31 protein-coding genes and 1 pseudogene are annotated in these 23702 nt (G+C 66.0%); 7 read left to right on the top strand and 25 right to left on the bottom strand.

Annotation, left to right across the window (positions count from 1 at the left end; translation table 11 throughout):
- The 11 genes from HFP57_RS00540 to HFP57_RS00490 form a co-directional block, all read right to left on the bottom strand.
- Positions 1–438, bottom strand: a complete 438-nt coding sequence (locus tag HFP57_RS00540) for a peptidoglycan endopeptidase (RefSeq protein ID WP_176867938.1) — start codon at positions 436–438, stop codon at positions 1–3.
- Positions 438–1259 carry a DUF2163 domain-containing protein gene (locus HFP57_RS00535; protein ID WP_176867937.1) on the bottom strand — a complete coding sequence of 274 codons (822 nt, stop codon included), beginning with the start codon at positions 1257–1259 and terminating at the stop codon, positions 438–440. Before HFP57_RS00535 ends, HFP57_RS00540 begins: the two co-directional genes overlap by 1 nt.
- The gene (locus HFP57_RS00530; RefSeq protein WP_176867936.1) at positions 1259–3583 is read right to left on the bottom strand and encodes a DUF2460 domain-containing protein; all 2325 of its coding nucleotides are present in this window, start codon (positions 3581–3583) and stop codon (positions 1259–1261) included. Before HFP57_RS00530 ends, HFP57_RS00535 begins: the two co-directional genes overlap by 1 nt.
- Before the next feature lie 10 nt (positions 3584–3593).
- Positions 3594–4172, bottom strand: a complete 579-nt coding sequence (locus tag HFP57_RS00525) for a phage tail tape measure protein (RefSeq protein ID WP_176867935.1) — start codon at positions 4170–4172, stop codon at positions 3594–3596.
- Positions 4162–4413 (bottom strand): phage tail assembly chaperone, encoded by a 252-nt coding sequence (locus tag HFP57_RS00520; protein WP_176867934.1) that lies wholly within the window; start codon positions 4411–4413, stop codon positions 4162–4164. Before HFP57_RS00520 ends, HFP57_RS00525 begins: the two co-directional genes overlap by 11 nt.
- A gap of 46 nt (positions 4414–4459) precedes the next feature.
- Positions 4460–4792 carry a gene transfer agent family protein gene (locus HFP57_RS00515; RefSeq protein ID WP_176867933.1) on the bottom strand — a complete coding sequence of 111 codons (333 nt, stop codon included), beginning with the start codon at positions 4790–4792 and terminating at the stop codon, positions 4460–4462.
- Entirely contained in the window at positions 4789–5196 is a 408-nt protein-coding gene (locus HFP57_RS00510; protein WP_176867932.1) for a phage tail tube protein, read from the bottom strand. Before HFP57_RS00510 ends, HFP57_RS00515 begins: the two co-directional genes overlap by 4 nt.
- A 16-nt stretch (positions 5197–5212) precedes the next feature.
- Complete coding sequence (locus HFP57_RS00505) at positions 5213–5605, bottom strand: DUF3168 domain-containing protein (protein ID WP_176867931.1); 393 nt, start codon at positions 5603–5605, stop codon at positions 5213–5215.
- A complete protein-coding gene (locus tag HFP57_RS00500; RefSeq protein ID WP_176867930.1) occupies positions 5602–6144 on the bottom strand; it encodes a head-tail connector protein in 543 nt (180 codons plus the stop codon). Before HFP57_RS00500 ends, HFP57_RS00505 begins: the two co-directional genes overlap by 4 nt.
- On the bottom strand, positions 6144–6425 hold the full coding sequence (locus tag HFP57_RS00495; RefSeq protein ID WP_176867929.1) for a phage fiber-tail adaptor protein: 282 nt from the start codon (positions 6423–6425) through the stop codon (positions 6144–6146). The genes HFP57_RS00500 and HFP57_RS00495 overlap by 1 nt, the downstream gene beginning before the upstream one ends.
- A gap of 211 nt (positions 6426–6636) precedes the next feature.
- Positions 6637–7836 carry a phage major capsid protein gene (locus HFP57_RS00490; protein ID WP_176867928.1) on the bottom strand — a complete coding sequence of 400 codons (1200 nt, stop codon included), beginning with the start codon at positions 7834–7836 and terminating at the stop codon, positions 6637–6639.
- Positions 7837–8052: 216 nt separating this feature from the next.
- On the opposite strand from HFP57_RS00490, the gene HFP57_RS00485 reads away from it, so the two are divergent.
- Positions 8053–8325 carry a DUF3297 family protein gene (locus HFP57_RS00485; RefSeq protein WP_176867927.1) on the top strand — a complete coding sequence of 91 codons (273 nt, stop codon included), beginning with the start codon at positions 8053–8055 and terminating at the stop codon, positions 8323–8325.
- On the opposite strand, the gene HFP57_RS00480 is transcribed toward HFP57_RS00485, so the two are convergent.
- The 7 genes from HFP57_RS00480 to HFP57_RS00450 are packed head-to-tail and all read right to left on the bottom strand — an operon-like array spanning position 8322 to position 13399.
- Positions 8322–8714, bottom strand: a complete 393-nt coding sequence (locus HFP57_RS00480) for an HK97 family phage prohead protease (RefSeq protein WP_176867926.1) — start codon at positions 8712–8714, stop codon at positions 8322–8324. The genes HFP57_RS00485 and HFP57_RS00480 overlap by 4 nt on opposite strands.
- Positions 8711–9025, bottom strand: coding sequence for a DUF6127 family protein (locus HFP57_RS00475; protein WP_176867925.1), 315 nt, complete (start codon positions 9023–9025; stop codon positions 8711–8713). Before HFP57_RS00475 ends, HFP57_RS00480 begins: the two co-directional genes overlap by 4 nt.
- A gap of 35 nt (positions 9026–9060) precedes the next feature.
- Positions 9061–10185, bottom strand: coding sequence for a phage portal protein (locus tag HFP57_RS00470; protein WP_176867924.1), 1125 nt, complete (start codon positions 10183–10185; stop codon positions 9061–9063).
- Between the two features lie 39 nt (positions 10186–10224).
- Positions 10225–10923, bottom strand: coding sequence for an RES family NAD+ phosphorylase (locus HFP57_RS00465; RefSeq protein ID WP_246263235.1), 699 nt, complete (start codon positions 10921–10923; stop codon positions 10225–10227).
- Positions 10920–11324, bottom strand: coding sequence for an MbcA/ParS/Xre antitoxin family protein (locus HFP57_RS17935; RefSeq protein WP_176867923.1), 405 nt, complete (start codon positions 11322–11324; stop codon positions 10920–10922). The genes HFP57_RS00465 and HFP57_RS17935 overlap by 4 nt, the downstream gene beginning before the upstream one ends.
- A 55-nt stretch (positions 11325–11379) precedes the next feature.
- A complete protein-coding gene (locus HFP57_RS00455; RefSeq protein ID WP_176867922.1) occupies positions 11380–12711 on the bottom strand; it encodes a DNA-packaging protein in 1332 nt (443 codons plus the stop codon).
- Positions 12704–13399: a hypothetical protein gene (locus HFP57_RS00450; protein ID WP_176867921.1), complete on the bottom strand. Its 696-nt coding sequence runs from the start codon at positions 13397–13399 to the stop codon at positions 12704–12706. Before HFP57_RS00450 ends, HFP57_RS00455 begins: the two co-directional genes overlap by 8 nt.
- A 215-nt stretch (positions 13400–13614) precedes the next feature.
- Between HFP57_RS00450 and HFP57_RS00445 the strand changes: the two genes are divergently transcribed.
- Complete coding sequence (locus HFP57_RS00445; RefSeq protein ID WP_176867920.1) at positions 13615–14670, top strand: helix-turn-helix transcriptional regulator; 1056 nt, start codon at positions 13615–13617, stop codon at positions 14668–14670.
- Between the two features lie 9 nt (positions 14671–14679).
- Here HFP57_RS00445 and HFP57_RS00440 read toward each other — a convergent pair whose 3' ends face one another.
- The gene (locus HFP57_RS00440) at positions 14680–15429 is read right to left on the bottom strand and encodes a CPBP family intramembrane glutamic endopeptidase (RefSeq protein ID WP_246263234.1); all 750 of its coding nucleotides are present in this window, start codon (positions 15427–15429) and stop codon (positions 14680–14682) included.
- A gap of 122 nt (positions 15430–15551) precedes the next feature.
- Here HFP57_RS00440 and HFP57_RS00435 point away from each other — a divergent pair, with 122 nt between their 5' ends.
- The 5 genes from HFP57_RS00435 to HFP57_RS00415 all read left to right on the top strand — a co-directional run bounded on the left by HFP57_RS00435 (position 15552) and on the right by HFP57_RS00415 (position 18807).
- Positions 15552–16079, top strand: a complete 528-nt coding sequence (locus tag HFP57_RS00435) for a DUF2975 domain-containing protein (protein WP_176867919.1) — start codon at positions 15552–15554, stop codon at positions 16077–16079.
- Positions 16079–16294, top strand: coding sequence for a helix-turn-helix domain-containing protein (locus tag HFP57_RS00430; protein WP_176867918.1), 216 nt, complete (start codon positions 16079–16081; stop codon positions 16292–16294). Before HFP57_RS00435 ends, HFP57_RS00430 begins: the two co-directional genes overlap by 1 nt.
- A gap of 169 nt (positions 16295–16463) precedes the next feature.
- Positions 16464–17303: a sterol desaturase family protein gene (locus HFP57_RS00425; protein WP_176867917.1), complete on the top strand. Its 840-nt coding sequence runs from the start codon at positions 16464–16466 to the stop codon at positions 17301–17303.
- Between the two features lie 156 nt (positions 17304–17459).
- A complete protein-coding gene (locus tag HFP57_RS00420) occupies positions 17460–18236 on the top strand; it encodes a DUF1206 domain-containing protein (protein WP_176867916.1) in 777 nt (258 codons plus the stop codon).
- Positions 18237–18279: 43 nt separating this feature from the next.
- The gene (locus HFP57_RS00415; protein WP_176867915.1) at positions 18280–18807 is read left to right on the top strand and encodes a DUF421 domain-containing protein; all 528 of its coding nucleotides are present in this window, start codon (positions 18280–18282) and stop codon (positions 18805–18807) included.
- A 12-nt stretch (positions 18808–18819) separates the two neighbouring features.
- Here HFP57_RS00415 and HFP57_RS00410 read toward each other — a convergent pair whose 3' ends face one another.
- The 6 genes and pseudogenes from HFP57_RS00410 to HFP57_RS18225 form a co-directional block, all read right to left on the bottom strand.
- On the bottom strand, positions 18820–20607 hold the full coding sequence (locus tag HFP57_RS00410; RefSeq protein WP_176867914.1) for a cyclic nucleotide-binding and patatin-like phospholipase domain-containing protein: 1788 nt from the start codon (positions 20605–20607) through the stop codon (positions 18820–18822).
- A 103-nt stretch (positions 20608–20710) separates the two neighbouring features.
- On the bottom strand, positions 20711–21982 hold the full coding sequence (locus tag HFP57_RS00405) for a PepSY-associated TM helix domain-containing protein (protein ID WP_176867913.1): 1272 nt from the start codon (positions 21980–21982) through the stop codon (positions 20711–20713).
- Positions 21983–22012: 30 nt separating this feature from the next.
- Positions 22013–22420, bottom strand: coding sequence for a cupin domain-containing protein (locus HFP57_RS00400; protein WP_176867912.1), 408 nt, complete (start codon positions 22418–22420; stop codon positions 22013–22015).
- Between the two features lie 81 nt (positions 22421–22501).
- Positions 22502–22942, bottom strand: coding sequence for a hypothetical protein (locus tag HFP57_RS00395; RefSeq protein ID WP_176867911.1), 441 nt, complete (start codon positions 22940–22942; stop codon positions 22502–22504).
- A gap of 99 nt (positions 22943–23041) precedes the next feature.
- Positions 23042–23320, bottom strand: a complete 279-nt coding sequence (locus HFP57_RS17930) for a DUF5655 domain-containing protein (protein ID WP_246263692.1) — start codon at positions 23318–23320, stop codon at positions 23042–23044.
- Positions 23321–23442: 122 nt separating this feature from the next.
- Positions 23443–23532, bottom strand: a pseudogene (locus HFP57_RS18225) (DUF4287 domain-containing protein); the annotation flags it as partial.
- Positions 23533–23702 lie beyond the last annotated feature (170 nt).

Genomic DNA, 23702 nt, shown 5'->3' with positions numbered 1-23702 from the left:
TCAGGAATTCCGTTCGACTGTTTCGGGATGCCAGCGCCAGCTGCCTAGAAGCGGCCAGGGCGGGTCGCCCGGCGTTTCAACGACACGTCGCAAACCGAGATCGGCATGGACGAAGCCCGTGCCGCTATGGACCGCGAGATGAAGCTGCCGGGAGCCGGGGGCGAGCAGTAGCAGATCGCCCGCGCCGGCCGGCGCGTCGGCGATGCGGACCAAGCCGCTCGCCTCGAGCCATCGGCCTACGTCCCGGATATCCCCGCCGCGTAACCCATAGCCGGCGGGCAATCGGGGCGCAGCGCCTGCAGCCCGATAGCTGATCGCCGCCAACCCGACACAATCGAGGCCGGTCTCCGGATCGCGGCCCTGAACGCGAAACCGCACCCCGATACAGGCGCGGGCCGCCGATACGATCCGCGCCGCCCGCGCTTCATCCGGCTGCATCAGCCCGCCCCGGGATAGCGGGTCAGCAGATCGTTGCCCGGCAGGTGCGGCTCTCCGCGGAAGTTTTCCGCGTTGGCGAAGCGATCGCGGCAGGCCGCGAAACTCCGGTCGCACCCCTCGACGATCTCGACCCGCGTTCCGATCGCGATTGCGAACGGCGGCGCCTCGCGTAGTGTCAGCCGATTGCCGGCCGAACGGAGCACCGCATTGGAGAGCCCGCTATTCTCTCCGTCGATCCATCGGAGTCGGCCATAACCATAGGCGTTCTGCGTCGCCGCCGCGCTCGCGACATCGATCGTCTGGCCGTCGATCACTGCCGCGATCTCGGTGATGCGGGTGCGTGGCGCGAGATCGACCCGGCAGCGGGTGTCGCCGAACCGCGCGCGACATTCGGGCGACGTCGCCTCGCTGACGGGCCGGTCGAGTATCGCCGCCGGGCCTTTGAGTTCGGCCGTGAACGCCTCACCCTCGATCGAGACGGTCCCGAGCTCCCCGCGCGCAAGCAACAGCTGTTCGCCCTCCGGCGCCGTCCAGTCGACAACGAAAAGACGCACCGCCGCGCCGTCCCATCTCCCCGCCGTCAGATCGTCGCGGGTGATCGCGTCGCTGGTGAGCGCGCCCGAGACGTCCATCGAATCCGCATCGAGCCCGTCGGTCAGCCGGACGGCCGATGGCAGCATGCCCGGGGCCGCGCGATAGGCGAGCCCGGCGACGAGGAGATCGCGGTCGTGCGTGGTGAACCCGATCGTCACCCCGTCACGGCGCGCGAGCCGCCAGCAAAAGGCGATGCTGGTCACCGGCTCGGCCAGAAAATCGGCCATCAGACTTCCCGGATCTCGATCAGCGGCACGCTGACCGCCTCGCCGGCGCGAAACGTCGCGCGGCTGATCTCGAGCCGGTCCTCGGCGAACCGCACCGGTACGTCGAACAGATAGCCGGCGCGGATCTCGCCGCCAGCGGCCGGCGGGGTATCGAACACTATCTCGCCGGCGTCGAACAGCCAGCCGCTCGACTGTTCCGTACCGTCGATCGCAACACGGACGGAACCGGGCACCGGACGGGTGATCGGGCGAACCTGCTGATCCGCCTCCTCGCCATAGCGTTTGACCAGCGCGAAGCGGGTGGTCTGCCCGTCGCCGACGCCCAGAAACTGGTCGGTCGGTGCGGGCGTGTCCGTCATCCCGCCGGAACTGTGATCGAAAGGATCGCGAAACCGGAAGCCGCGCGCAGCGCCGCGCCGGGCGCGGAAGAACCCGATCAGCGTCCCGACATCGTCTTCGGAGCGCACGCCAGGTCCTGCATCGTAGCGCATCCGCGCATCGCTCCAGTCGCTGTTCCGATGCTCGGCGCCCGAAGCCGTCGTTACGATCGCCGTCGAAAAACCCGGCGCCGCCATCGCGTCGCGGCCGAGCGCGAGTGGGAATAGGACATCGTCAAAAGCCTGCACATCGCCCTCCATGCTGTCGAAATGGGTGTATCCGTCCCGCACGGCCTGAGGCAGCGCCCAGACGAAGGTGTCCGCGACGCCCCGCTGCCGTGCGGTTTCGGCGGCGGCATCGATCTCGACCCATTGGGCCCGGTCCGCGGCATTGAGGACGAAGCCGGAGAAGTAATGCTGACGCCCGACCGGATAACCGAGCCGCGCCTCCATGGCCGCGACACCGCGTGCCGTCGCGCCGCGATTGCCGGTCGTCACCCAGTCATAATCCTCGAGCTGGAGGATATCGAAGGCGGGCTCCGCCCAGCCGAGCGGGACATTGGCGCGCTTGGCCTCCGGTGCCTCGGCGTCGAGCACGGTCGGCAGATAGACGAGCAGCAGCAGTTCGGCATTGGCGTCGATGACGCGAACCCGGTCGGCAATCGTTTGCGTCGAATTGGCTAGCATGTCGCCGGCCTGGTCGAGCATCGCGATCTGCTCGGGCGTCTTGGGGCCCTTGATCGAGGGGATCGACACGAGATTGGCGCCGAAAGCGGCCTGCGCCGCTGTATCGTAGAGGCAGATCCGGTCCGTGCCGTCGAGCATGACCCACCACCAGGGTTCGCCGATCTGGATTTTCACCGGGAGTCCCGCATCCTGCAATATCCCGGCAAAGGATTCGGCCGTGCGCGCGACCTGATCCACGGCCGGCGCGCTGGCCGGCGACAGCAAGGCCGAGGGCGGGTACCAGCCGGTCAACGCGAAATCGCCATTTTCGGCGCGTTGCTTGCGGCTGCCAAACCCCGCCGAATCGAGCAGCTCGTAGGAAACGGAGAAGATCAGCTCATAGCCCAGCGCCTTGGCACGCGCGGCAAAATCGCGATGCCAACTCTCGCACGGCGCGTTCAGATTGCCGCCGCTCACCGTGACGAGAAGAAAGCCGCTCGGATAATGGCGGAGCCGGTAATAATGGCTCATCCCGACATAATGGTTGATGATCGCGCGATAGCCGAGATGCAGGATATTGCGCAGCAGCCGAGCAGGCGTCTGGTTGTACGCGTCGTCATAGCCGGTCGCGATCCTGAGGCCATGTTCGGGAACCATCGTATCGCCAATCGCAAGCGTCGACTCCGGGCCTGTCGCGGCGATCTCCGACAGCTCGACCCAACCTTCGGTACCGTCCGGCAGCGCCCCTGCCGCGCCGGTATAGCCAGGCGGGACGAGCGAGATGAACAGCCGGTCGATATCGCCGGCCCAAACCGGATCGGCCTCGCCCGGAAGCAGAAAGCCGCCGTCGATGGCGTCGAAATCGAGCGCGATCGCCGCATCCTCCGGCATGCCGCTCGCATAGTTCCAGAGCCGTACATACCAGCTGCGCGAAACGCCCGCCGCGTCGCGCCCTTCGATCGTCAGCGTCGGTCCGTCGATCGCATCGAGCGGCATGATCCCCGCCGAACGCCAGCGAAAGCTCAATCGGCAACCGCGATAGTCGCGGCGCGTTTCGTAAGCGAGCAGCGGATGATCCCAAACATCCTCGCTCTCCCAGATCAGACCGGCGAGCTCGTCCGCATTGTAGAAGACCGCATCGATCCGCAACGACGCGGCACCAGTGGTGACGACCGCGGCCATCATCGGCTGGGGGAAATTGAGCGTCCAGAACCGCGGATCGAAGCGCTTGATATGCGTGAACTGGCGGGTGTCGCCGGAACCGGCGAGCCAATGGGGCATGGCGCGAATCCTATACGGACCGTTCGAGCGCGCGGCGCAGCTCGCGCGCCAGCTGGCGGCCCGAGCGGGTCAACGCCTCTGGCTCGGCGCCCTGCGGCGTGTTGAGATTGATCGTCACGCGGACCTCCCGGCCGGCCTCGCCGGGCACCATCGGTTCCACCCGGCCGCTCGCCGTCGGAACGAACAGCTCGGGCCCGCTCTCGCCGACGCGATAGGCGCGGCCGGGGGAGACCGGGCCGCCCGCTGCACGTCCCGGCACACCGAGAAAGGCGCTGGCCAGTTGCGTGCCGAGCGAGAGCAAACCGCCCCCGCCCTTCCCGCCCCCGGCGAAGATCGAGCCGAGCCCGCCCTGGATCGCGGCGCGGGCGATATCGTTCATCATGGCGAGCGCGGTGCGCTTGAGATCGTCGAAACCCAGCTTGCCGGTGCGGACGGCGCGCAGCAGCGCGCTTTCGATGCGTCGTCCGGCCATATCGGCCGCCCCGCCCAGGCCGTCTGCCAGGGTCCGGCGCATGTCCGTCACGTCATTGCGGAAGGCTTGGGTATCCGCGCGGACGCGGATCATCTCGTCTTCAAAATCATCGTTCATCGGGAAATCGCTCCATCAACCGGGCAAAATCGGATCGGGTAGCGGGCGCGCCGCCTGCCCGATCATCGGAAAAGACCATCAGGACCGTTGCGAGTTCGGCTGGCGTCGCGGTCCAGAATTCCCCGGGCCGCCAGCCCAGCATCGCGCCGGCAAGACCGGCCAGCCGGGTGGCCGAAACGGTGAAATTTTCGATTTCTTCGTCATGCCCGCAAGGGCGGGAATCCAGAGCCGAAAACGTCATTGCCAGCCGCCCGGGATTCCGGCCCTTGCGGGCATGACATGGTGTTTCACCGGCCTTGTAGAATTTGCGACAATATCGTCTTGAGCGCCGGGGTCACATTGGCGAGCCCTTGTGCGGCGACGCCTTCGCCGAAGCGTTCGCGGGTCAAGCCTTCGGGTTTCGGGTCGAGGCAATGCCAGAACAGCGTCACGAGTTCGCCGAGGCGCAACTCGCCTTCGGCCGCCCGCTCGACCAGCGCGAAGAGCGGGCCCAGTTCCTCCTCTGCCGCCACCAGCGCCGCGAAACTCGGCCGCAGCCGCAGCGTTTCGCCCGCGACTACGATTTTCGCCTCGCCGCGCGTGGCATTGGCCCGCCTGTCCTGAGCCTGTCGAAGGGTCACAGACTCACCACCTCGCCCGAGCTTTCGAGCGCGAGCGTATAGTTGCGTTCGCCGTTGAAATCGCCGGCATAGTCGAGCCGGGCGATCAGGAACCGCCCCTGCATCCGCTCGCCGCTTTCGAAGCTGAGCTCGTAATCGTCCAGCGATCCGGCGAGCGCATTGTTCTTGAGCCGCGTTTCGGCGATCGATCCGGTAAAGATCCCGGCGCCCGAAACCGATACGGAGCGCACGCCCGCCCCGGTCAGCAATTCGCGCCAGCCGCCGCTGTCCTTGTTGGTCACGACGACGGGCTCGCCGTTGATCGAGAGCTGGGTCGTGCGCATGCCCGCGACCGTGCTGTACACGGGCGGATCTCCGCCATCGCCGACCTTCAAGAGGAAGGCCGATCCTTTTTCCACTGCCATGATTGTCTCCTGGGTTTCAGGCGGCCAACAGCCGCGCGCGATAATCGAGAATGCCGCTCCACGGTTCGCCGCTGCGATCGATCCGGCTGCGCACCAGCACGCAGCTCGCGATCCGCCACCCGGCGACGTCGCGCGGCACGGCGTCGATCGCCGTTTCGAGTTCGGCCATGAGTTCGGCGAGCCGGCCGGCCTGCTCTTCCTGTTCGAGGATCGTGACCGAGAAGCGCAGTTCGCGCCCGGCTTCGGTCTTGGTGCTCCAGTCGCGCGCCTCGATCGGGCCGAGCAGCGCATAGGGCGGCGTGCCGCGCACGGGCGGCGCGGCGAAGACGCCGTTGAGCCGCCCGGCCAGCGGCACGTGGCTTTCGAGCGCTTCCATCAGCGCGGCGGTGAGCTGGATCGCGGCGCTCATGACACACGCATCCTGCGCCAGGGGCGCCACAAGGCCGCCACGGACGCCGGCGGTCCCGGCGCGTCGTCCGCGTCGCGCTCCGTGAAGAGATGCGCGACGAGCCGGATAATGCCCTGGCGCAGCGGTTCGGGCACGGCATTCCAGTCCGCGCCCATGCCCGCGCGATAGCGGACCGTTACGCGCCGCGCCTGGCCCGCCGCCATCACCCGCACCCAGCCGTCGCCTGTGCCGTCGATATCCACGGCATAGGCGTCGACCGGCAGCACGAAAGCATCACCGCTTTCGGTCAGCCCGGTCAGTTCGGTGATCGCCGTCACCGGCGTCAGGGTCAGCCGCCGCCACTCGCTCGAGACGGGGATCGTTTCCTCCGCATCGCGCAGCAGCAGGGCTTGGCCGACAAAGCGCTCACAGGCATGGGTCGCGGTGCGGATCAGTCCGGCGAGCAGTGCGTCGTCCTCGTCGACACCGATCCGCAGATAGGCCTTGACCTCGTCGAGCGCGACCGGCGCGGCGTCCGCTATCGTTTCCTCCGCGCGCATCAGCGCTGCTCCACGCGGATGACGAGCGAGCGGTCCGCTGCGCGCCCGTCCGACAGGACAATATGGCACACCGCGCGATATACGCGTCCGGCCAGGCCGCCGGAGAAACGCGCGCCGGTCTCGCCGCCATCGATAAAGTCCGAAGACGGAACGATGGCGCCGGCTTCGTCCGGCTCGATCGACCAGCTGGCGTTCGCGATCGCAGCGCCGTCGAGAACGGCATCCGGCCAGCGGATCGTATAGCCGAGCATCGCATCGGGATCTTTGAGAATAGGTGTCATGGAGAGTTTCCATCGGAAAGAGGAAACGCCGCGCCCCCGAACGAAGGGGAGGCATCGAAGGCGCGGCGTCCATGCCGGCGGGGCAAAAGCCTGCCGACAAATTCTTCCGTCACCCCGGACTTGATCCGGGGTCCAGGGCGGCATGCGCCTACGCTTTGGGCTCTGGATTCCGGATCAAGTCCGGAATGACGAAAACACTTGCGAGCCGGCGCTACGAGAGGCTGAATCGCAGCAGCTTGATCGCTTCGGAGTTTGAAACCTGCCCGCCCACGCGCTTCGTCGCGTAGAAATGGACGAACGGCTTGTTCGAAAACGGATCGCGCAGGATCGCCGTCTCGGCGCGTTCGGCGATCAGGTAACCGGCCCTGAAATTGCCAAAGGCGATCGCGTCGGTGCCGCTCGCGATGTCGGGCATGTCGTCCGCCTCGACGATCGGATAGCCGAGCAGCGTGTCGGGCTGGCCAGCCATCAGGCCCGGCTGCCAGAGGAACGCGCCGTCCGCAGTCTTGAACTTGCGGATCGCCGAGAGCGTCGCCGAGTTCATCACGAAATGCGCGCCCTGGCGATAGGGCGAGCGCAGCGACTGGACGAGATCGACGAGCGCATATTCGGGATCGCTGGCCGCGAAACCGCCATCGACGCCGGTCGCGATATATTGGAGCGACCCGAAGGCGCGGATCGTGTCATCCTCGGCGGTGGCCGTCGCCTGAAGGAAACCCCTGGGCCGGTCGACGCCGGAGCCGTTGACGAAGGCCGCGCCCTCGGCCTGGGCGAACTCGGCCGCGATCTCGCTGGCGAGCCAGGCTTCGACATCGAAGGCGGCATCGTCGAGCATCGCCTGCGAGGCGGCGGGGTTCGCATACAGCTCGCCCATCGGCGGGGCGATCTCGGCGAAATCGGGCGTCGCGGTCTCGGGGCGCGCGGCGGTTTCCGCGACCCAGCCCGAGGGCGTGCCGCCGGTCGTCACGAGTTTCCGGTAGCCGGCGCTGCCGACCTTCACCACATTGGCGATGGACCGGATCGGCGAGATATCGTTCAAGGTCCGGTCGATCACCGCGTCGATTTCCTGCGGGATGGCATAGCCGCCCGCCGGGCCGGTGGTGCCATCGAAGCTCTTGCGCTCCAGCCCGGTTTCGAGACCGCGCCTCAGATAGCGCGCGGTGAAATCGCCCTCCCCGCGCGGCATCGACTTGGTGCCGCCCAGCGCCGGTCGCGCGGCGGCGACCGTATGCGCATCCATCCAGCGCTTTACCGCCGCGATATGCTCGGCGACCTTCTCGGCCGGCGATTGCTCGTCTGCCTGCTCATCCGTTGCGGTATCACCATCGGGCGGGGCCGCCTCCTCATGCGGCGCTTCCTCCATCGCCGCAAAGCTCGCGGCGAGCGGGTCCATCTTGGTCTCGATATCCATCGTCTTCTTCTCCTTGGGGGCACAAAAAAGCCCCCGGCCGGACGGCACGGAGGCGGTGAAATCCTATCCCGCGTCACTCCCGCGAAGGCGGGAGTCCAGTCCAGACCTGTCGGTTAGAGCCGCGATCGGCGGACTGGATTCCCGCCTGCGCGGGAATGACGAAGCATCATGCATCAGACCTTTTCTTATCCATCGCAAACCCGTAAATCGCGCGGCATGACAGACGCCCCAAACACATCCGGTCCGGATACGCCGCCCGACCGGCTTTCGAACAATCCGATGAGCGACCATTACGAGCCCACCGTTCTCGAGCGCGGCATCGGGATCCGCTTCAAGGGCAAGGAACGCGCCGACGTCGAGGAATATTGCATCTCCGAAGGCTGGATCCGCGTCCAGGCCGGCAAAACCCGCGACCGCCACGGCAACCCGCTGACGATCAAGCTCAACGGCGAGGTCGAGGCTTGGTATGAAGATATTGGCGAGGGTTAATTCACCACCGCATGCACCCGCGCCAGCGGCTGCATCGGGACCGTCACCAGGCTGACCTCGACCAGATCGAGATCGATCAGTTCGCGCAGGGACCGTTTCCCCGGCCTGCTGGCCCGCACGCGATAGCCGAAGCTCAGGCCGCCGAGCGTCCCGCTTGCCAGGCCCGCCGCCAGTTTGGCGTCTTCCAGTTCCGCGATCACGCGCAGGCCGCGGGTATCTTCTTCCAACGCCTCGATCCGGCCGATCACTTTGCCGCGCTCATGTTGCCAGAACAGCGGTACCGCGCGCGCCTGCCTCAGCGTCCGCTTGAACGCCCCTTTGCGGATCACATCGCCGCCGCGGTCGGGCTTGTCGAAGATCGCGGCGTATCCCGCGAACCGGACCGTCAACGCCCCAGCCAATCGACAAGGCCGAAGCGTACGGCGAGGCCGAGCAGCACGAGCGCCAGCAGTCCCTTGGCGATCCAGCCGAAGGCCGTGCGCAGCGCCCCGCGCCGGGCGATCCGCCAGGCGCCGAGCAGTTCGCGCAGCTCGTCCAGATCCTTGCGCGCATGGGCATCGCCCAGGCCGAGCTTGTGCAGCGCATGGGTCGCGCCGAGCTCGCTCGCCTCCTCGACGATCGCGCGCACCGTCACCAGATCGCTGCCCTGGTCGGCCAGCTGCGCGACTAGCCGGGCCAGCATCGCTTCATTTTCGGTCATATGATTCTCCAAATCCTCCCTGCTCCGGGGAGGATTTATTCGATCCCCAGCCCCTCTAGCCCCAACATGGCGCGCTTTTCTTCGGGCGAGAGGAAATCGGCGGCGCTGACCTGCGCCCAGAGCTTCTCGCGGTCCTCGGAGAGCGCGGGCACCTTGTCCAAATCGACGGCCAGCGCCGCATCGGGCCACCAGCTTACCAGCCCCTGCGCGATGCCGCCCAAAATCTTGCCGGCCAGCGGCAACACGCCCAATCGCCAGAGCGCACGGTTCGCCTCGCGATAATTGGCGTAGGTATTGTCGCCGGGCAGGCCGAGCAGCATCGGCGGAACGCCGAAGGCCAGCGCGATCTCCCGCGCGGCGGCCGCCTTCAGCCCGACGAAATCCATGTCGGCGGGCGTCAGGCTCATCGCCTGCCATTTGAGCCCGCCTTCGAGCAACATCGGCCGGCCCGCATTGGCCGCGCCCTGGAACCCCGCTTCCATCTCCTCCTTCAGCCGCTCGAACTGTTCGCCCGACAGCCCCGCGCCCGGATCGCCGGGGTCGTAGACGAGCGCGCCTGAGGGCCGCGCCGCATTGTCGAGCAGCGCCTTGTTCCACTTGGTCGCGGCATTGTGGATCGCGATCGCGCCGGCCGCCGCGCCGAGCGCGCCGAGCCCGTAATGATCGTCGAGCGGATGCATCGCGCGGATATGGACGAGGCTGGGTTTGCCCAAGCCGTCGCGCGCCTTGAGCCGCATCGTTTTCTCGCCCGCACGATAGAGATAGGCGGCGGGCCAGCCCTGCGTATCGGGCTCGATCGTCACGCGTTCGGGGCGCAATGCGAACAGCTCGGCCGGCGCGCCCTCCACGTCGCAGAGGATCTGGACGAAGGCGTTGCCGTGGAGCAGCAAGTGCGCCGCTACGGTCTCGATCAGGGGCTGGCCGGCGGAGTCCGCGTTGCAGAGTTTGACCTCCCGCTCCCCGCCGGCCAGCGGCGCCGCGCCCGCGCTCTCGCTCATGAGACGCACGGCGCGCTGCGCAACCGGGTTCTCGACATAGCCGCTGCGCACCTGCGCCTCGTAGCCGCGCGGCCAGTCGCCGATCGTGACCGCGCCCCAGGGCGCGCGCAACAATGCCGGACGCGCCGAAGCGCCCCCGGACTTCCATCCGAAGAGTTTCATATACGATTTCCCAAATTCGGGGCCGTTCAGGCCCGCAGATCAGACGGTTACCGCCTTCCAGTCGGGTGACCCTTCCCAGCTCAATTCCCATTCGGCGCCGGGTACGACATCCTGGATAACCCCGGGCTGGAACGCGACGAGGCAGGTGCCGCCCCCGTAGCGCACCGACGGATAGACGAGCCCGCGCGATTCCCGTTCGATCAGCGCCTTCGCCAGTTCCTGTCCGGCCGGATAGCCGATCGCGATATCGGCATCGAGACAGGCCGGCCGGGGCTCCACGCCCCGCAAATCGTGAAACCGTCCGATGAACGCCGCGTGCAGCGCCCGGTACCGGCAGCTGTCCTCGAAATGATCGATGTACCGCAACTCGCGCGTCCGATGGAACGCCACTTCCTCCAGCGCGGTGCGCACATCGAACCCCGCATACCAGGCGCCGCGCGCCTCATCGTTGAACCGGTTGCCACCCGCGCGGCTGTGCGCAAAGGCGGCGTTGACATAGCTTTGCCCGGCCCGGTCATAGACCAGCTCCTCGCGCCGGATCGCCGGGACGTTCCCGCGTTCCGCCTTGAGCCGGCGATTGGTCAACCCCTCCAGCTCGGCGAGCAGGCCCTGCTCTTCCGCGCTATCGACGAGCGGCCCGAGCACCGGCGGCGCGAAATGGCGCGTCGGTATCAGGCGGACGGTCTGCGGCTGGACGATCGCATGGACCGGCACCGCGTCGACGGAAATCGCCGTCACGCGCCGCCGCGCAATGCGTCGACATAATCGCGAACCTCGAGGATCGCGGGCAGTCCGCCCTCCAGCATATAGGCGAGCGGCGTCCGCCCGCCGAACAGCGGCCCGTCATTGGGCATCTTCACCCATGTGTCCGCCAGTTCCGCGCCGAAATAGAGATGCAGGCCCTTGTAGAGCCCGACCAGCGCGCTCGCGCGGAGCCGCTGATCCTCGTTGAGAGCGCCGTCCCATTTTTCCGCCCGCATCCGGCTGAAGGTCCGCGCGCCGACCCCGGCGAGCCGCGCCGCATCGGCGATCCGCGCCTTCCAGAAGCCGAACAGCCGCACCAGCGCCTTGACGGCGACCGCATCGAGGCGGTCCATATCGTCCGCCCGGTCATCGACTATCGCAAAAGCTCGCGCCATATCTCGCCTTCTGACGTATCATATAGCGCCATATGGCAATATTTTCAATATATCCTTACAATTTCCGCACACCGGGATCCACCGCCCGGCCCAGCATCAGCTCGGTCAGCGCATAGACCAGCGCATCGGCGCGGTCGGGCGACCGCCCTGGGCCTTCATAGCCGCCGCCGATCGTCATTCCCGCCATCTCGTCCTCGAGCGCCGGAAAGGTACCGGCATGACCGACCCGGCCCGTTTCGTAGAGCGCGGCGACCGGCTCGGCGCGCGCCGATTTGCCGCGCGACGCATGGATCAGCCTGAGCGGCAGTATCCGCCCCGCCGCCTGCAACACGCTGCGTACCATCGCGCCGCCCTGGTTCGCTTCGGCAACCACCCGGTCGGCATCCCAGGCCGCCGCCGTATCGGCGACCTTCGCCGCCCAGCCTTCGGGCCGCAATCCTTCGGCGCTCGCATCGGCCAGCACATAGCCGCGCCCGTCTTCGCCAAGCCCGGCGACGACGACCCCGCAGGCATCGCTTCCCGGCCCCGCACCCGCCGGCGGATCGACCGCGACGACGACCCGGCGCAGCGCCGGTACATTCCGCACCCGGCACGCCTCGATCAGCCCGCGCGGCCACAAACCGCCCTCGATATCCTCGATCAGCTCGCCGTCCAGCTCCTGCCGGCCGAGCCGCGTGCCGCCATAGGCGGCCTCGATCGCGACGATGAAACCCGGCGCCAGATGCGCGCGATTGTCCTGCGTCCGGCCCCGGGTGAGGACGGTTCCGCCCTTCCCCGATTCCGCGTCGCCGAACAGCCGCCGGACCAGCGCGACAGGCCGCGGCGTCGTCGTCGCGACCGTGCGCGGGTCGGCGCCGAGCCGCAGGCCCAGCATCAGATTGTCCCAAGCCGCTTCGCCACTGCTCCATTTTCCGATCTCGTCGCACCAGGCATGGCTGTGCTGCGGACCGCGCAGGCTCTCCGGCTCGGCGGCCGAATAGAGCGTCGCGCGCGCCCCGCTCGGCCAGGCCAGCCGCCGCAAGGAGGGCTCCCACAATATGTCTTCGCCGCCCGGCGTCGCCGCCAGCACGCCGCTTTCGCCTTCCACCATCACGCTGCGCGCCTCGAACAGGCTCGCGCCGACCAGTGCGATCCGCGCCGCGCCGTCGTTTTTCGCGATCCCGCGCACCCATTCGGCCCCGGCCCGCGTCTTGCCGAAACCGCGTCCGGCGAGGATAAGCCAGATGCGCCAGTCGCCGGGCGGCGGTTTTTGATCGTCGCCCGCCCAAACCCGCCAAGCTGAACGGAGTCGCCGCGCTCTGGCCTGCCCAAGCTCTTCCAGCAAGGCGCGCCGTTCCGTCTGCGGCAAGGACAACAGCGCCTCGAGCCGACGGTTAAGCCTACCCATGCGTTGGCTGTTCCGGATCCCTGCCGGGGCAGTCTATTCGATCCTTCATCATCGCAAGTTTGGCGTCCAGCGCGGCGATGGCATCTTCTTCGTCGATGCCGAATTCCAATGCGCGCCGATGGGCAACCGCCTCCTTGTGCGCGATCAACAGGCGCAGCGAGACCTGCTCGTTAAAGGCCGGCTTGTCGGCCCGCCTTATGACGCCGAAGCGCGCCCGGGCCAGCATCTCCATTTCCAGTTCCTCATAGCCTTCCGCCAGTGCGTCCAGCCAGCGCCGCGCAAACCCCGCGTCATTCCGCCGCAACCGATATATGGTCGCTGTGCTGAGCCCGTGGCGTCGCGCCGATTCCAGCACATTCGACGTTTCGGTCAGCGTTTCCAGAAACCGCTCGAGATCGGCGTCGCTCGGGCTGGTGTGACATCGGCGCGTCAGCGCCGCGCCCGTCCCGCCTTCGCGCCGGACCAGCCTCGGCTCCAATGCGGAAGGCTTGCCCAGGATGGACGCCATCGACGCCGCGAAATCGGCATCCTTGTCGCGCCAGTAGCGCGCCGTCGACCGGTCGATGCCGACGATCCGGCACGCCGCCGATATGGTCCGCTCCACAGCCAGATGATCGAGGAATTCGCGGCGTCGCTCGGGCGTGAACGGGCGAACCTTTTGCTTCGCCTTGCCTTTCGTTTTCCGCATACGCACCAACCGTTACACGCCGTCACGACAAAGGCCGGGAAACGCTTTCGCGCCCCGGCCGGGTACATTTTTCGATCTTCGGCTTTTGTACCTAAAGAGCGTTACGATGTCAAGATATTTTTACCGATTTGGTGATATTTGGTGTTTATCGATAGCTCTGAGCCCCTTGCACCGGCGGGATTGCGCCCTTCGCCATTCTCTGACACCAACCGCGCATGAGCTGGGAGGAACTCAATCTGGCCGTAAAGGGCGGAGCGATCGGGATCATGTTGCTCATGGCCCTGATCCTGTTTCGCGATCACCGGCACGCGCCGGCGGGCCGGATCGGGATGCTCTTCCTCGTAACCGTGATCTGCCATATCGTCGCGACCAACCGGGTCACGGGGATCGACGGCCCGCCGGCCGTTATCGACTGGATATTCGAAATCGGCTCCAACGCGGCGCCCGGCCTGTTCTGGCTGCTCGCCCGCGCCTGGTTCGGCGACGAGCGTCCCGGCTGGCGCAGCTGGGCCATCGTCGCGGGCTCGGTCGCGCTCATGCACTGGCATGCCTGGATGCTCTGGCTCGATATCGAACCCTGGATCTTGCCGAGCGGCATCGCCGGCCGGGCGGCGGCGATCGGCCTCGCCGTGCTCGGCCTTGCCGTCGCCTGGCGCGGGCGCGGCGAAGACCTGATCGAGGAACGCCGGCGGCTGCGCACTTGGGGCATGGGCGCCATCGGCCTCTATACCGTGCTCGTGCTGATCGTCGAAATCGGGATGCGGCCGGGCCTGCTCTATTCGCCGCAGAGCGCGCGCTCCTGGCTGGTTTTCGGTATATTCCTCCTCGCCCTTGCCGCAGCTACCGCGATCATGGCGACCAACCGCGCCGACCTGTTCGGAGCGCCCCAGCGGGCCGACGATGGCGACGGGAAGACGCCGGAACTCGACACCGAACTCGCCGCCAAGCTCGACGCGCATATGGCCGCCGAACTCGCCTGGCGCGAAGACGGCCTGACCATCGCCGAACTCGCCCATCGCCTCGGCACGCAGGAATACCGGCTGCGCCGCCTCATCAACCGGCAGCTCGGCCATCGCAACTTCGCCGCCTTCCTCAACAGTTATCGGCTGGACGAGGTCCGCACGGCGCTGGCCGATCCGAAACAGCGGGAGGTGCCGATCCTCACCATCGCGCTCGATGCCGGCTTCGGCTCGCTCGGCCCGTTCAACCGCGCCTTTCGCGAAGCTGAGGGGATGACGCCGAGCCAGTATCGCGTAGCCAAGATCGGCTAGGGCCTCGCGCTATTCCCAGCCATTATAGAGAGCGGTGAAGCTCAACGTATCGATCAGCCCATGCAGCAGGACGATCGGCCAGAGATTGCGCTTGAACAGCACGAACATCGCACCGAAAGCGAGCGCGATTCCCCCTGTAACGATGAAACCGCGCATCCCCTGATAGTAGAAATGGCCATAGCCGAAAATCAGTGCGGGCAGCACGACCGCTAGCACGACACCCCAGCGGATATCGGCAAAGGCGGTTTCCAGCCGGGTGATCAGATAGCCGCGAAAGAACATTTCCTCGCCGAAAGCGGCGGCCGTCCAGACGATGGCGAGCCATGTCAGGTAGAGCGGGAGATTGCCCCGCACGTCGCCCCAGCGTTCCTCGACCCCCGACGGCAGTTCGGCCATGAATTCGAAGCCCAGCGCCGGCCCGCCGACCGTCGTCATCGCGACAATCGCGGCGAAAGCGACAAACGTCAGCAGCGCCTGCGGCAGGACCATGAGCTTCGCCTTGACACCCGGCAGCGCGCGCAGGCCCATATCGGCCCAGCCGACCCCCCGGCCGCGTAGATAGACAGTCAGGATCGCCAGGGTGAAGACCAGCGAAACCGGCCCGGCGAAGCGCCAGAAGAACAGGCTCATCAGGTAGCGCGAGCCCAGCGCCAGTGCGACGAACCCGATCACCTCGGCGAGAATCGGCCAGCGGCCCATGGCCGGGGTTCGATCGGGCGGGGCGACGGCGGCTGTCTCTGGAGTTTCAGTGACGTGCATGATTCGGCTCCTGTGCGTTCGTTAGCGGGGCCAATTGCACGGTATTTATTGTTTATCAATAATACTATTGCCATTTATCAATAATTTCTATATCGATTTCCAATATAGAAAGAAGGAAGCCCATGACCCCGCCACGCAAGGATTCGCTGCTCGCCGTTACCCTGTTCGTCACCCGCGGGATCACCGTCCTGCTCATTCTCGCCGCCGTCGCGGTCGTGATCGCCGGCGGTCTTGTCGCCTTTGACATGATGCAGGGCTCGCCGGAACTGCGCAGCGAATATCCGGGCATCGATCTTGCGAGGTTCCAGGCGAACCTCTGGCTGCTGCTGCCGACCGCCCTGATCGGCATCGGGTTGGGCATCGTCTTTTTCCGCCTGCTCACGCGCATCGTCCGATCGGTCCGCGAGGGCAATCCGTTCCTGCCGGCCAACGCGCGGCGGCTGCGCAACATGGGCTGGCTCGCCCTCGGCTTCCAGCTGGTGGCGCTGCCGGTCGTCTTTCTCGAAGCGCGGCTCGACGAGATAGCGGGCCAGCCCGGCGGCCTCGATCTCGATCTCGGCGGTTTCGTGCTCGCGCTCACCCTCTTCGTCCTCGCGCGGGTCTTTGCCGAGGGCGCAGCGATGCGTGCCGATCTCGAGGGGACGGTCTGATGGCGATCGCGGTCAAGCTGGACGATCTGCTCCACGACAACCGGATGACGCTGACCGAGCTCGCCGACCGGGTGGGGATCACGATCGCCAATCTTTCGATCCTCAAGACCGGCAAGGCGAAAGCCATCCGTTTTTCGACCCTCGAGGCGATCTGCCGCGAGTTGAACTGCCAGCCGGGAGACCTGTTGCGTTTCGACGGGGAAGGCGAAGGCTGACATCCGGGAAGCCGGGGTGGGATTGCGACACAGGCCGATAACGCCGGTTTTCCGGGATTCCCTGCCTCGCCGATTTCGAAATCCGGCTAGTCGCGTTCCGAGCGGAGCGAGAAAAGCCGTGCGCCTCTAAGGCACGATGGCCCGGTCAGACACGACCGGAGACCCGCCGATGCCCATTGACCCGTTGCTCGCCTTCCTCCCCGCGCCGATCGCGACGGGATTATCGCATGTGCCGAACATGATCGCTTTCGATTTCGGCCGGTACCTGATCGCGGCAACCGTGATCGCGGCTATCGTCTGGATCGCCAAGCGCACGGGCTGGGCCTATCGCCAGATCCAGGACCGCGTGGCGCGGTCGGAAGATTATCGGCGCGAGTTCCTCGCTTCGCTCCGGACCTGCGCGATCTTCGTCTTCACCGGCATCTTCATCGTCGCGGGCGACGAGATCGGAATCTTCTACGACATCGAGGGCAGCTACGGACTCGGCATCGACTTTGCGCTGTTCGCCGCGATCATTGTCGGCCACGACGCCTATTTCTACTGGACGCACCGGATGATGCATCATCCCCGGCTGTTCCGGACCTTCCATCGCTTCCATCACCGCTCGATCACGCCGACGCCGTTCGCGGCCTATGCCTTTTCCGTGCCCGAGGCGCTGGTGATGAACGCCTTCATGCCGCTCTGGCTGTTGTTCGTGCCGACCCCGGTGACCGTGATCTCCGCTTTCCTCGCCTTCATGATCGTCCGCAACGCGATGGGCCATGCGGGGCTAGAGCTGCACGCCCGCTGGTGGCTGAAATCCCCCCTCACCCGCTGGATCAACACGACCACCCATCACGATCTCCATCATTCGGGCAATTTCAACCGCAATTACGGCCTCTACTTTACCTGGTGGGACCGGCTGATGGGTACCGAGCATCCGAATTACGCCGCCGAGTTCGCCAAGTCGGTGACGAAGCCGATCGGCCTCAGCGAGTCTGCACGACCCGCCGCCACGCCAGCCCGATAGCCAACCCGACTCCCCTCGGGGCGGGCGGCATCACGGCACGCCCGCCTCCTTTTCCGCGTCCCGATCGGGAGCGGCTTCGATCTATTTGTCATTCCCACCGGAACCGCCTGCCCCCTCCGCGTCTTATTAGGGTAGACACAGGAGGAAATCGTCGCCGTGAACAGAGTCATCCGTATCCAGAACTTCGCCCGCATCGGCTATCTCGCGCGTGGGGTCGTTTACATCCTGCTCGGCTATTTCGCGCTGGCCAGCACCGGGTCGCAGGGCACCACCGGCGTTCTCGAACGGATCATGCAGGCGCCGCTCGGCGGCATCTTGCTGGCGCTGGTCGGCATCGGCCTCGCCGGATACGGCGTGTTTCGCCTCTACGGCGCGATCATCGATATCCAGGGCGACGGAACGGACATCAAGGGCCTTGGCAAACGGACCGGCCACGCGGCAAGCGGGCTCGCACATCTCTATCTGGCCTGGTTCGCGATCCGCACGGTGATGGGCGCCAACATGTCGGGCGGCGGCGGACAGGAGGCAGCGAGTTCGATCGCGTCGCTGCCGGCGGGGGAGGTCCTGCTCGGCCTGATCGGAGTCGGCTTTCTGCTGGCCGGTCTCAACCAGGCGGCGAAGGCCTATACCGGCAAGTTCATGAACCTGCTCGACGCGGATGCGCCGCACCAGGCCGAATATCTGGGCCGCGCCGGCTATGCCGCCCGCGCCGTCGTCTATGCGCTGCTCGGCTGGAAAATCGCCTCTTCGGCATTCAGCGGCCGGGCGGCCGAAGTCGCCGGGATCGGCGCTGTGCTCGACGCATTGAGCGATCCGCAATGGCTCTACATGGTCGTTGCGCTCGGCCTGTTCCTGTTCGGCGTGTTCAGCCTTGTCATGGCCCGCTACCGCACGATCCGGAACGACGACGTGCTGAACCGGCTGCGCGGATGACCAACCGGCCCGCCGCCAGCCTCCTCAAAGAACGGACAGATTGATGTTTTTCGACGATAGCATGACGCTCGACCTGCTTGTCCGCGCGCTGGTGCTCGGCCCGCTCACCGTGCTGTGGGTGATCGTCGCCGTGCAGATTGTCGGGCTCCGGTCCTTTTCGAAAATGACCGCGTTCGATTTCGTCATCACCGTCGCGATCGGATCGCTGCTCGCCAACGCGGCGGTGGCGTCGCAATGGCCGGCTTTCATCCAGTCTTCGCTCGCCATCGTCGCAATACTCGCCGTCCAGGCGGCGCTCGCCTGGCTGAGACGAAACAGCGATGCGGCCCGGGAAGCGCTCTCGAACGATCCGGTGGTCCTGTTTCGGAACGGCAAATTCGAGCGCGATACGATGGCGCGCGTCCGTGTCGCCGAAGACGATATCTGGGCGAAGATGCGCGAGGCCAATGTGCTCGAACTCGCCAAGGTGCGCGCCGTCGTACTCGAAACCACGGGCGATATCTCGGTGCTGCACGGCGAAACGCTCGACGAACGCGTGATGACCGGTGTCGCGCGCCCGAAAGACGATTGAGCCGGTGATCCGCTAGGCCGAACCCGCGTCCTTCATCTCGGCCAGCGCCTCATGCTCGATAATGCGCTGCGTCGTGTAGGTCCGCGCGGTTTCGCTGAGATCGCGGCCGAGATGCCAGTCGAGGATCTTCATCGTTTCCGGAATCGGCGGCAACAGTAGCACGTCCGCCTGGCTCAGACTGTCGCGCACGACACTGGCGCTCGAAACCACCATCGAGCGCGACATGATCTCTACGATACTCGGAAAATCATGTTTGGGTTTGCGGCGGAAGATGATGTCGGCGAGCAGCTTGCCGCGCGACCGCAGCGAACTGTATTTCGTATCGAGCCGCCATTCCTCACCGGCGTCCGAGCGCAGCGAGACGACGACATTCGGCCCGGCCTTGGCCTCGCGCATGATCATGACCGGAATATTGTCGAGCACGCCGCCATCGACGAGGATATCCCCCTCCTTGGTGATGAACGGCGGCAGGATCGTCGGCAGCGACCCGGATGCGCGCACGGCATGCCAGAGCGGCCCGCGACGATGGACATAGACGCTATTGGTCGAAAGGTTCGTCGACACCCCGAAGAAATTATACGGCAGATCGGCGATATCCTTGTTGCTGTATCGCAGCTCGAGCTGCTCGTCGAAGACGCGTGGATCGAGGATCGAATGAACCGGCACGGTCACCCGTTTCATCGCCTTTTTTACGATGAACATGTCCTGCATCTGCTCGATCGTCTGTTCCGGCGTCAGCCCCTGGGCGAGCGCCCCGCCCATCGCCGCGCCGGCGCTGGTGCCGCCGTAAAAGTCGATCGGAATGTCGTTTTCAAGCAGCGCCTGCATGACGCCGACATGCGCGCAGCCGAGCGCCCCGCCACCGGCCAGCACCACGCCATTGGCCCGGCCGGCGAGGAACCGACCGACCCGCGCAAAGGCCGCGTCGCTGTCGAGCGGGACGTGATGGTGCAGTTTGACGTTGCGGCTGTCGAGCCAGCGGCCGCTGCCGACGATTTCCTGCCGCTCATGTTCGCGCCAGAGCAGGAGCGTGCGGTTGGCGCGCAGGAACAGCGGGATCGCATAGTCTTCCAGGTCGGAGCGCCCGCATTCCTCCTCGAACAGCGGCGCGACTATGATCAGATCGTCCGAATTGCGCGCGATCGCGCGGTCCCACTGCTCGTCTCCGCCGGCGACCAGGATGGTCCGCCTGGCGCTGCGTTCGAGTTCGCCGAGCCAGCGGCCGAACCCTTCGCTGTCGGCCGATACGCCGTCGGGCTTGTCGGCCACTGTCACCATGCGCGGTTCGTCGTAGCGCGCCAGAGCGGCGCAGAGCCGCTCGGCAAAGCCTTCCGGCAGCGGCGCTCCGGCCGCCGGAATCAGCGCCACGACCTTGCCCGGCTTCGCCTCCATCGCCCGGGCCGACCGGGTCGCGATGGCGAGCCGCGCCGATACCGTCGAGAGGATGCTGTCGGCGATCCCGGGATAGGTGGACACGACGCTGTCATAGGCGGCGCGGGTCAGCCGATAGACGGTGCTGTCGCGGCTCGCACGGACATCGGCGGTGCGGACGCCGCCCGAAAAGAAGGCAAGTTCGCCGACCGGTTCTCCGGCACCGATTTCCGCGACGACGCGGCCATTGGACAGCTGGACGTAGAAGCGCCCGGTCGAGACGAGATACAAAGTGTCGGCTTCTTCGCCGTAGCGCACCAGATAGTCGCCGCCCTTGACCGCAATCGGCTCCGTCGCATCCTGCAATGCCTGAAGCCCGGCTTCGTCCAGCCCGGCAAATGCCTCGACTTGCGAAAAGTCGTTCGCCATCCCACGCCCCCTTCGTGTGTCCGGGTGCGACCCCCTGTTGTCTTCCGGCGCTATCTAGCGGATTTTACGGGGCTTTGGAAAGAGGCCAAGTGGAGTCCCGAGCCTAGTACAGCATGTCGATTTCGCCGGGGAGGAAATAGAGCGCGGCGAAGATCGCGATCGCGACCAGTATCACGCCCGCGACCAGGCCCTTGCGCTTGCCCAGCCATTGCCAACGGCTCGCGGCCTTTGCGCCCGGCGCGCCGTTCGCCTCGCCGTTCTGGGCCAACCGCCTGAGGAACACCGGCACTCCGGAAAAGGCGAGCAACGTCATCAGCGCGCCGAACAGGAACCAGAGCGTCTTGCTCCAATAGCCGGCGAAATGCCCCATGTGCAGCGGGTCGGCGGCTTCCGAAATCCGCTGGTGCATCGTGCCGTCGCCGCCCGAATGCCGGTCGAGGACTTTTGTACCGAAGGCGCCGACGAGCACGCCATTGGCACGCGGACGGACGAGCAGCGTTCCGTCTTGCCCGTAAAAGCCGAACGCCGCGCCATTGGACCCGGGCCAGGCAATGCGGCGGATCGAAAGGTCGGGATAGGCTTCCCGCACCCTCGCCAGGGCAGCGGGCAGCAGGGCGGCGGCCTCGCGATTGTCCACCTTGCCCTCGGTCCCGGACACGCTGGAGAAGGCGGGTGCGGGCGCGGCAACTTCTTCGGTCAGATACCAGAGGCCCGTCAGCGCCATCAGCAACCCGAACGCCAGGCTCCAGACGCCGGCTAGCCGGTGTATATCGCCCCAAAAGGCGCGGCGGCCGCGATTGCGGCGCGGCAGCCGGAAAAGACCGCGCCACCATTTCTTGTAAACCAGCAGGGCGGTGACGAGGCTGATCAGCAGAAAGACGCTCGACAGCGAAACCACTGTCGTTCCCAGCGGATCGCGCACCAGCAGCCGCGAATGGATGCCGCGCAACAGGGCCTTTGCGGAGAGCAAGGGCCCCTCGCCCTGCACCGCCCCGGTCTCGGAATCGAAATAGACGACGCGCATCTCGCCGCCGGGCTGGTAGATATAGGCCGCCGGGGCGAAGAGCGGAGACGGACCCGCCTCGAACGTTTCCACGGCGTTTTCGGGCGCATATTCGGCCAGCGCCACCGCCATCTCCTCCCATGGAAGATCGGCGGCGGGAACGACGGCGGAGGCCCGCATCTGCGGTTTGATCAGCCAGTCGATCTCACTGGCGAACACCGCCAGCGTGCCTGTGAGGCAGATGAATCCGAGGATCAGCGAGAGGTTGAGCCCGACAAAACTGTGGATCCGAAACCACAGCTTGCCGCGCTTGATGCGTGGACGCCGGGCCTCCGGAGCAATGGTGTCGGTCGAATCCGCTACGCTCGCCATACAGCGTCTGTAGCGAAGCCTTGTTGCGAGTCAATCGCAATAACGCGCGCGATGTTCGGTGCCGAGCCCGGCCGTGATAAACAGCGCCGTCGCTTCGCCATTGACATCGGCCGTATGCCATACGCCCGGTGCGTTAATCGCATATTGCCCGGCGTTCAGGGTAACGGTATTTTCCGTTCCGTCCGGCATCTCCTGATGCAATATCAGCGTGCCCGCAGTGCAGATGACGACTTCGCTGCCATTCGGATGCCGTTCCCACATGTCCCAGGAAGTGGTAAAATGGTGCATGGCGACGAGCCGCGCTTCCGCGCCATCGGCCTCGTGGCGCGCCAGATACCCCGCATACCACTCCATTTCGCCGGTGAATTCGGGTTCGATCTCCGCCGTCGCACCAAGGCCGAGATGGACGGGACGGGATGCGATGTCGTGCGGCTTCATGGGCTTGTCCTCCCGCCGCAGATTATCAGCTTCTCGGTGCAGTTCCAATCGGGTGCCGGGTATCGTCCGATCGCCGCCGGGTTAGCTGTCGACCACCTTGCCGTTGGGCCGTACGAAGCACCCCTCGCCCGCAACCGGCGGGTAGCCATGATCGGTGCAGTGGGCCCATCCCGCGCCGGGTTCGCCATGCGCGAGCGGCTCGAAAACCGAACTCGGGCCGCCCAGATCGAACGCTTCGACGCAAATCTCATCCTGGAATTCGAGGCCGAAATGGGGGCCCATATGCCAGGCCAGCCGAGCCCGGATCTGCCCGATACCGGACAGCCTGACCTCAAGACTCTTGCGTTGATGAAACGCGAAGCCGCTCGCGCCCAGCCCTCTGGCGGAAAGATTGCGCATCTGGATCGCGCCGAGATGCATACCGCCGGCGAAGAGATCGACATAGGCGACAATCGGCGTACGCGGCGGCCGATAGGGATATGGACCGGTTTTCTCGGCCCGTGGCGGAGAATTGGTGATCATCCATTCTTCGTCGCACGAGCCCGTTGAAAAATCGCTGCCAAATATACTTAACGCCAGAACGTCCGGGATTTACCGGCGCCCGGACGAGGGCCTCGGCGTTCAGGCTCGCTCATAGGCCGCACGCAGCCAGTCGCGCACCTCGTCATCGACATCGTCGACGGACTCAAGCCGCATCCGGTGGCTGACCATCGCGTTGAAACTGCCCGACAGCTCCAGCCGGCCCACCGGTTCGACGCCCTTGAGATTGAGACCCAGGTCCAGCCGCGTCTTCGTGCTCGGCTGGACAAGGCCGAACTGCTTGGATCGCCTGAGGCTGACATAGCTTTTCTTCGGCGCGAGTTCGGCATCCGCCCCGAGCGTCGCGACAAAGGCGGCGATCGCATCGTAGATCGGCCGCAGTGCGTCCTTCGCTCCGGCATATTGGGCCGCGACCAGATCCGTTTCGCCTTGTGCGCGACGAGATTGGCGAACCCGTGGCCCATCTCATGCTCGCCCTTGAGCAGCTTCACGATTTCGCCATGCTTCTCCGCGCCGCGGTCCGCGACGATCGCCAGCCAGTCCTCGAGCGGCTTGCCGGTCTTTTCCGGCATATTCGCGATCATCGATGCCACTTGCTCTTCGGGTGTCGCCATTTTTCAGTCTCCCAATCGCTATCGAAAAAACCGTTCGTCGTTTGCACTTTTCTGAATTTTTTTGGTCAGACTCGACCTTTCGGTCGAGCGCCGCACCGGCCCGCACCCCCTCCCGGCCTCCCATTGAG

Source organism: Parasphingopyxis algicola, assembly GCF_013378075.1.
Lineage (GTDB): Bacteria > Pseudomonadota > Alphaproteobacteria > Sphingomonadales > Sphingomonadaceae > Parasphingopyxis > Parasphingopyxis algicola.
This window is presented reverse-complemented; position numbering and strand designations above follow the sequence as displayed.

Coding starts and splice junctions, on each gene's coding strand:
- HFP57_RS00540 (WP_176867938.1), bottom strand. CDS start 438: ATGCAGCCGGATGAAGCGCGGGCGGCGCGGATCGTATCGGCGGCCCGC.
- HFP57_RS00535 (WP_176867937.1), bottom strand. CDS start 1,259: ATGGCCGATTTTCTGGCCGAGCCGGTGACCAGCATCGCCTTTTGCTGG.
- HFP57_RS00530 (WP_176867936.1), bottom strand. CDS start 3,583: ATGCCCCATTGGCTCGCCGGTTCCGGCGACACCCGCCAGTTCACGCAT.
- HFP57_RS00525 (WP_176867935.1), bottom strand. CDS start 4,172: ATGAACGATGATTTTGAAGACGAGATGATCCGCGTCCGCGCGGATACC.
- HFP57_RS00520 (WP_176867934.1), bottom strand. CDS start 4,413: ATGACGTTTTCGGCTCTGGATTCCCGCCCTTGCGGGCATGACGAAGAA.
- HFP57_RS00510 (WP_176867932.1), bottom strand. CDS start 5,196: ATGGCAGTGGAAAAAGGATCGGCCTTCCTCTTGAAGGTCGGCGATGGC.
- HFP57_RS00505 (WP_176867931.1), bottom strand. CDS start 5,605: ATGAGCGCCGCGATCCAGCTCACCGCCGCGCTGATGGAAGCGCTCGAA.
- HFP57_RS00500 (WP_176867930.1), bottom strand. CDS start 6,144: ATGCGCGCGGAGGAAACGATAGCGGACGCCGCGCCGGTCGCGCTCGAC.
- HFP57_RS00495 (WP_176867929.1), bottom strand. CDS start 6,425: ATGACACCTATTCTCAAAGATCCCGATGCGATGCTCGGCTATACGATC.
- HFP57_RS00490 (WP_176867928.1), bottom strand. CDS start 7,836: ATGGATATCGAGACCAAGATGGACCCGCTCGCCGCGAGCTTTGCGGCG.
- HFP57_RS00485 (WP_176867927.1), top strand. CDS start 8,053: ATGACAGACGCCCCAAACACATCCGGTCCGGATACGCCGCCCGACCGG.
- HFP57_RS00475 (WP_176867925.1), bottom strand. CDS start 9,025: ATGACCGAAAATGAAGCGATGCTGGCCCGGCTAGTCGCGCAGCTGGCC.
- HFP57_RS00470 (WP_176867924.1), bottom strand. CDS start 10,185: ATGAAACTCTTCGGATGGAAGTCCGGGGGCGCTTCGGCGCGTCCGGCA.
- HFP57_RS17935 (WP_176867923.1), bottom strand. CDS start 11,324: ATGGCGCGAGCTTTTGCGATAGTCGATGACCGGGCGGACGATATGGAC.
- HFP57_RS00455 (WP_176867922.1), bottom strand. CDS start 12,711: ATGGGTAGGCTTAACCGTCGGCTCGAGGCGCTGTTGTCCTTGCCGCAG.
- HFP57_RS00450 (WP_176867921.1), bottom strand. CDS start 13,399: ATGCGGAAAACGAAAGGCAAGGCGAAGCAAAAGGTTCGCCCGTTCACG.
- HFP57_RS00445 (WP_176867920.1), top strand. CDS start 13,615: ATGAGCTGGGAGGAACTCAATCTGGCCGTAAAGGGCGGAGCGATCGGG.
- HFP57_RS00440 (WP_246263234.1), bottom strand. CDS start 15,429: ATGCACGTCACTGAAACTCCAGAGACAGCCGCCGTCGCCCCGCCCGAT.
- HFP57_RS00435 (WP_176867919.1), top strand. CDS start 15,552: ATGACCCCGCCACGCAAGGATTCGCTGCTCGCCGTTACCCTGTTCGTC.
- HFP57_RS00430 (WP_176867918.1), top strand. CDS start 16,079: ATGGCGATCGCGGTCAAGCTGGACGATCTGCTCCACGACAACCGGATG.
- HFP57_RS00425 (WP_176867917.1), top strand. CDS start 16,464: ATGCCCATTGACCCGTTGCTCGCCTTCCTCCCCGCGCCGATCGCGACG.
- HFP57_RS00415 (WP_176867915.1), top strand. CDS start 18,280: ATGTTTTTCGACGATAGCATGACGCTCGACCTGCTTGTCCGCGCGCTG.
- HFP57_RS00410 (WP_176867914.1), bottom strand. CDS start 20,607: ATGGCGAACGACTTTTCGCAAGTCGAGGCATTTGCCGGGCTGGACGAA.
- HFP57_RS00405 (WP_176867913.1), bottom strand. CDS start 21,982: ATGGCGAGCGTAGCGGATTCGACCGACACCATTGCTCCGGAGGCCCGG.
- HFP57_RS00400 (WP_176867912.1), bottom strand. CDS start 22,420: ATGAAGCCGCACGACATCGCATCCCGTCCCGTCCATCTCGGCCTTGGT.
- HFP57_RS00395 (WP_176867911.1), bottom strand. CDS start 22,942: ATGATCACCAATTCTCCGCCACGGGCCGAGAAAACCGGTCCATATCCC.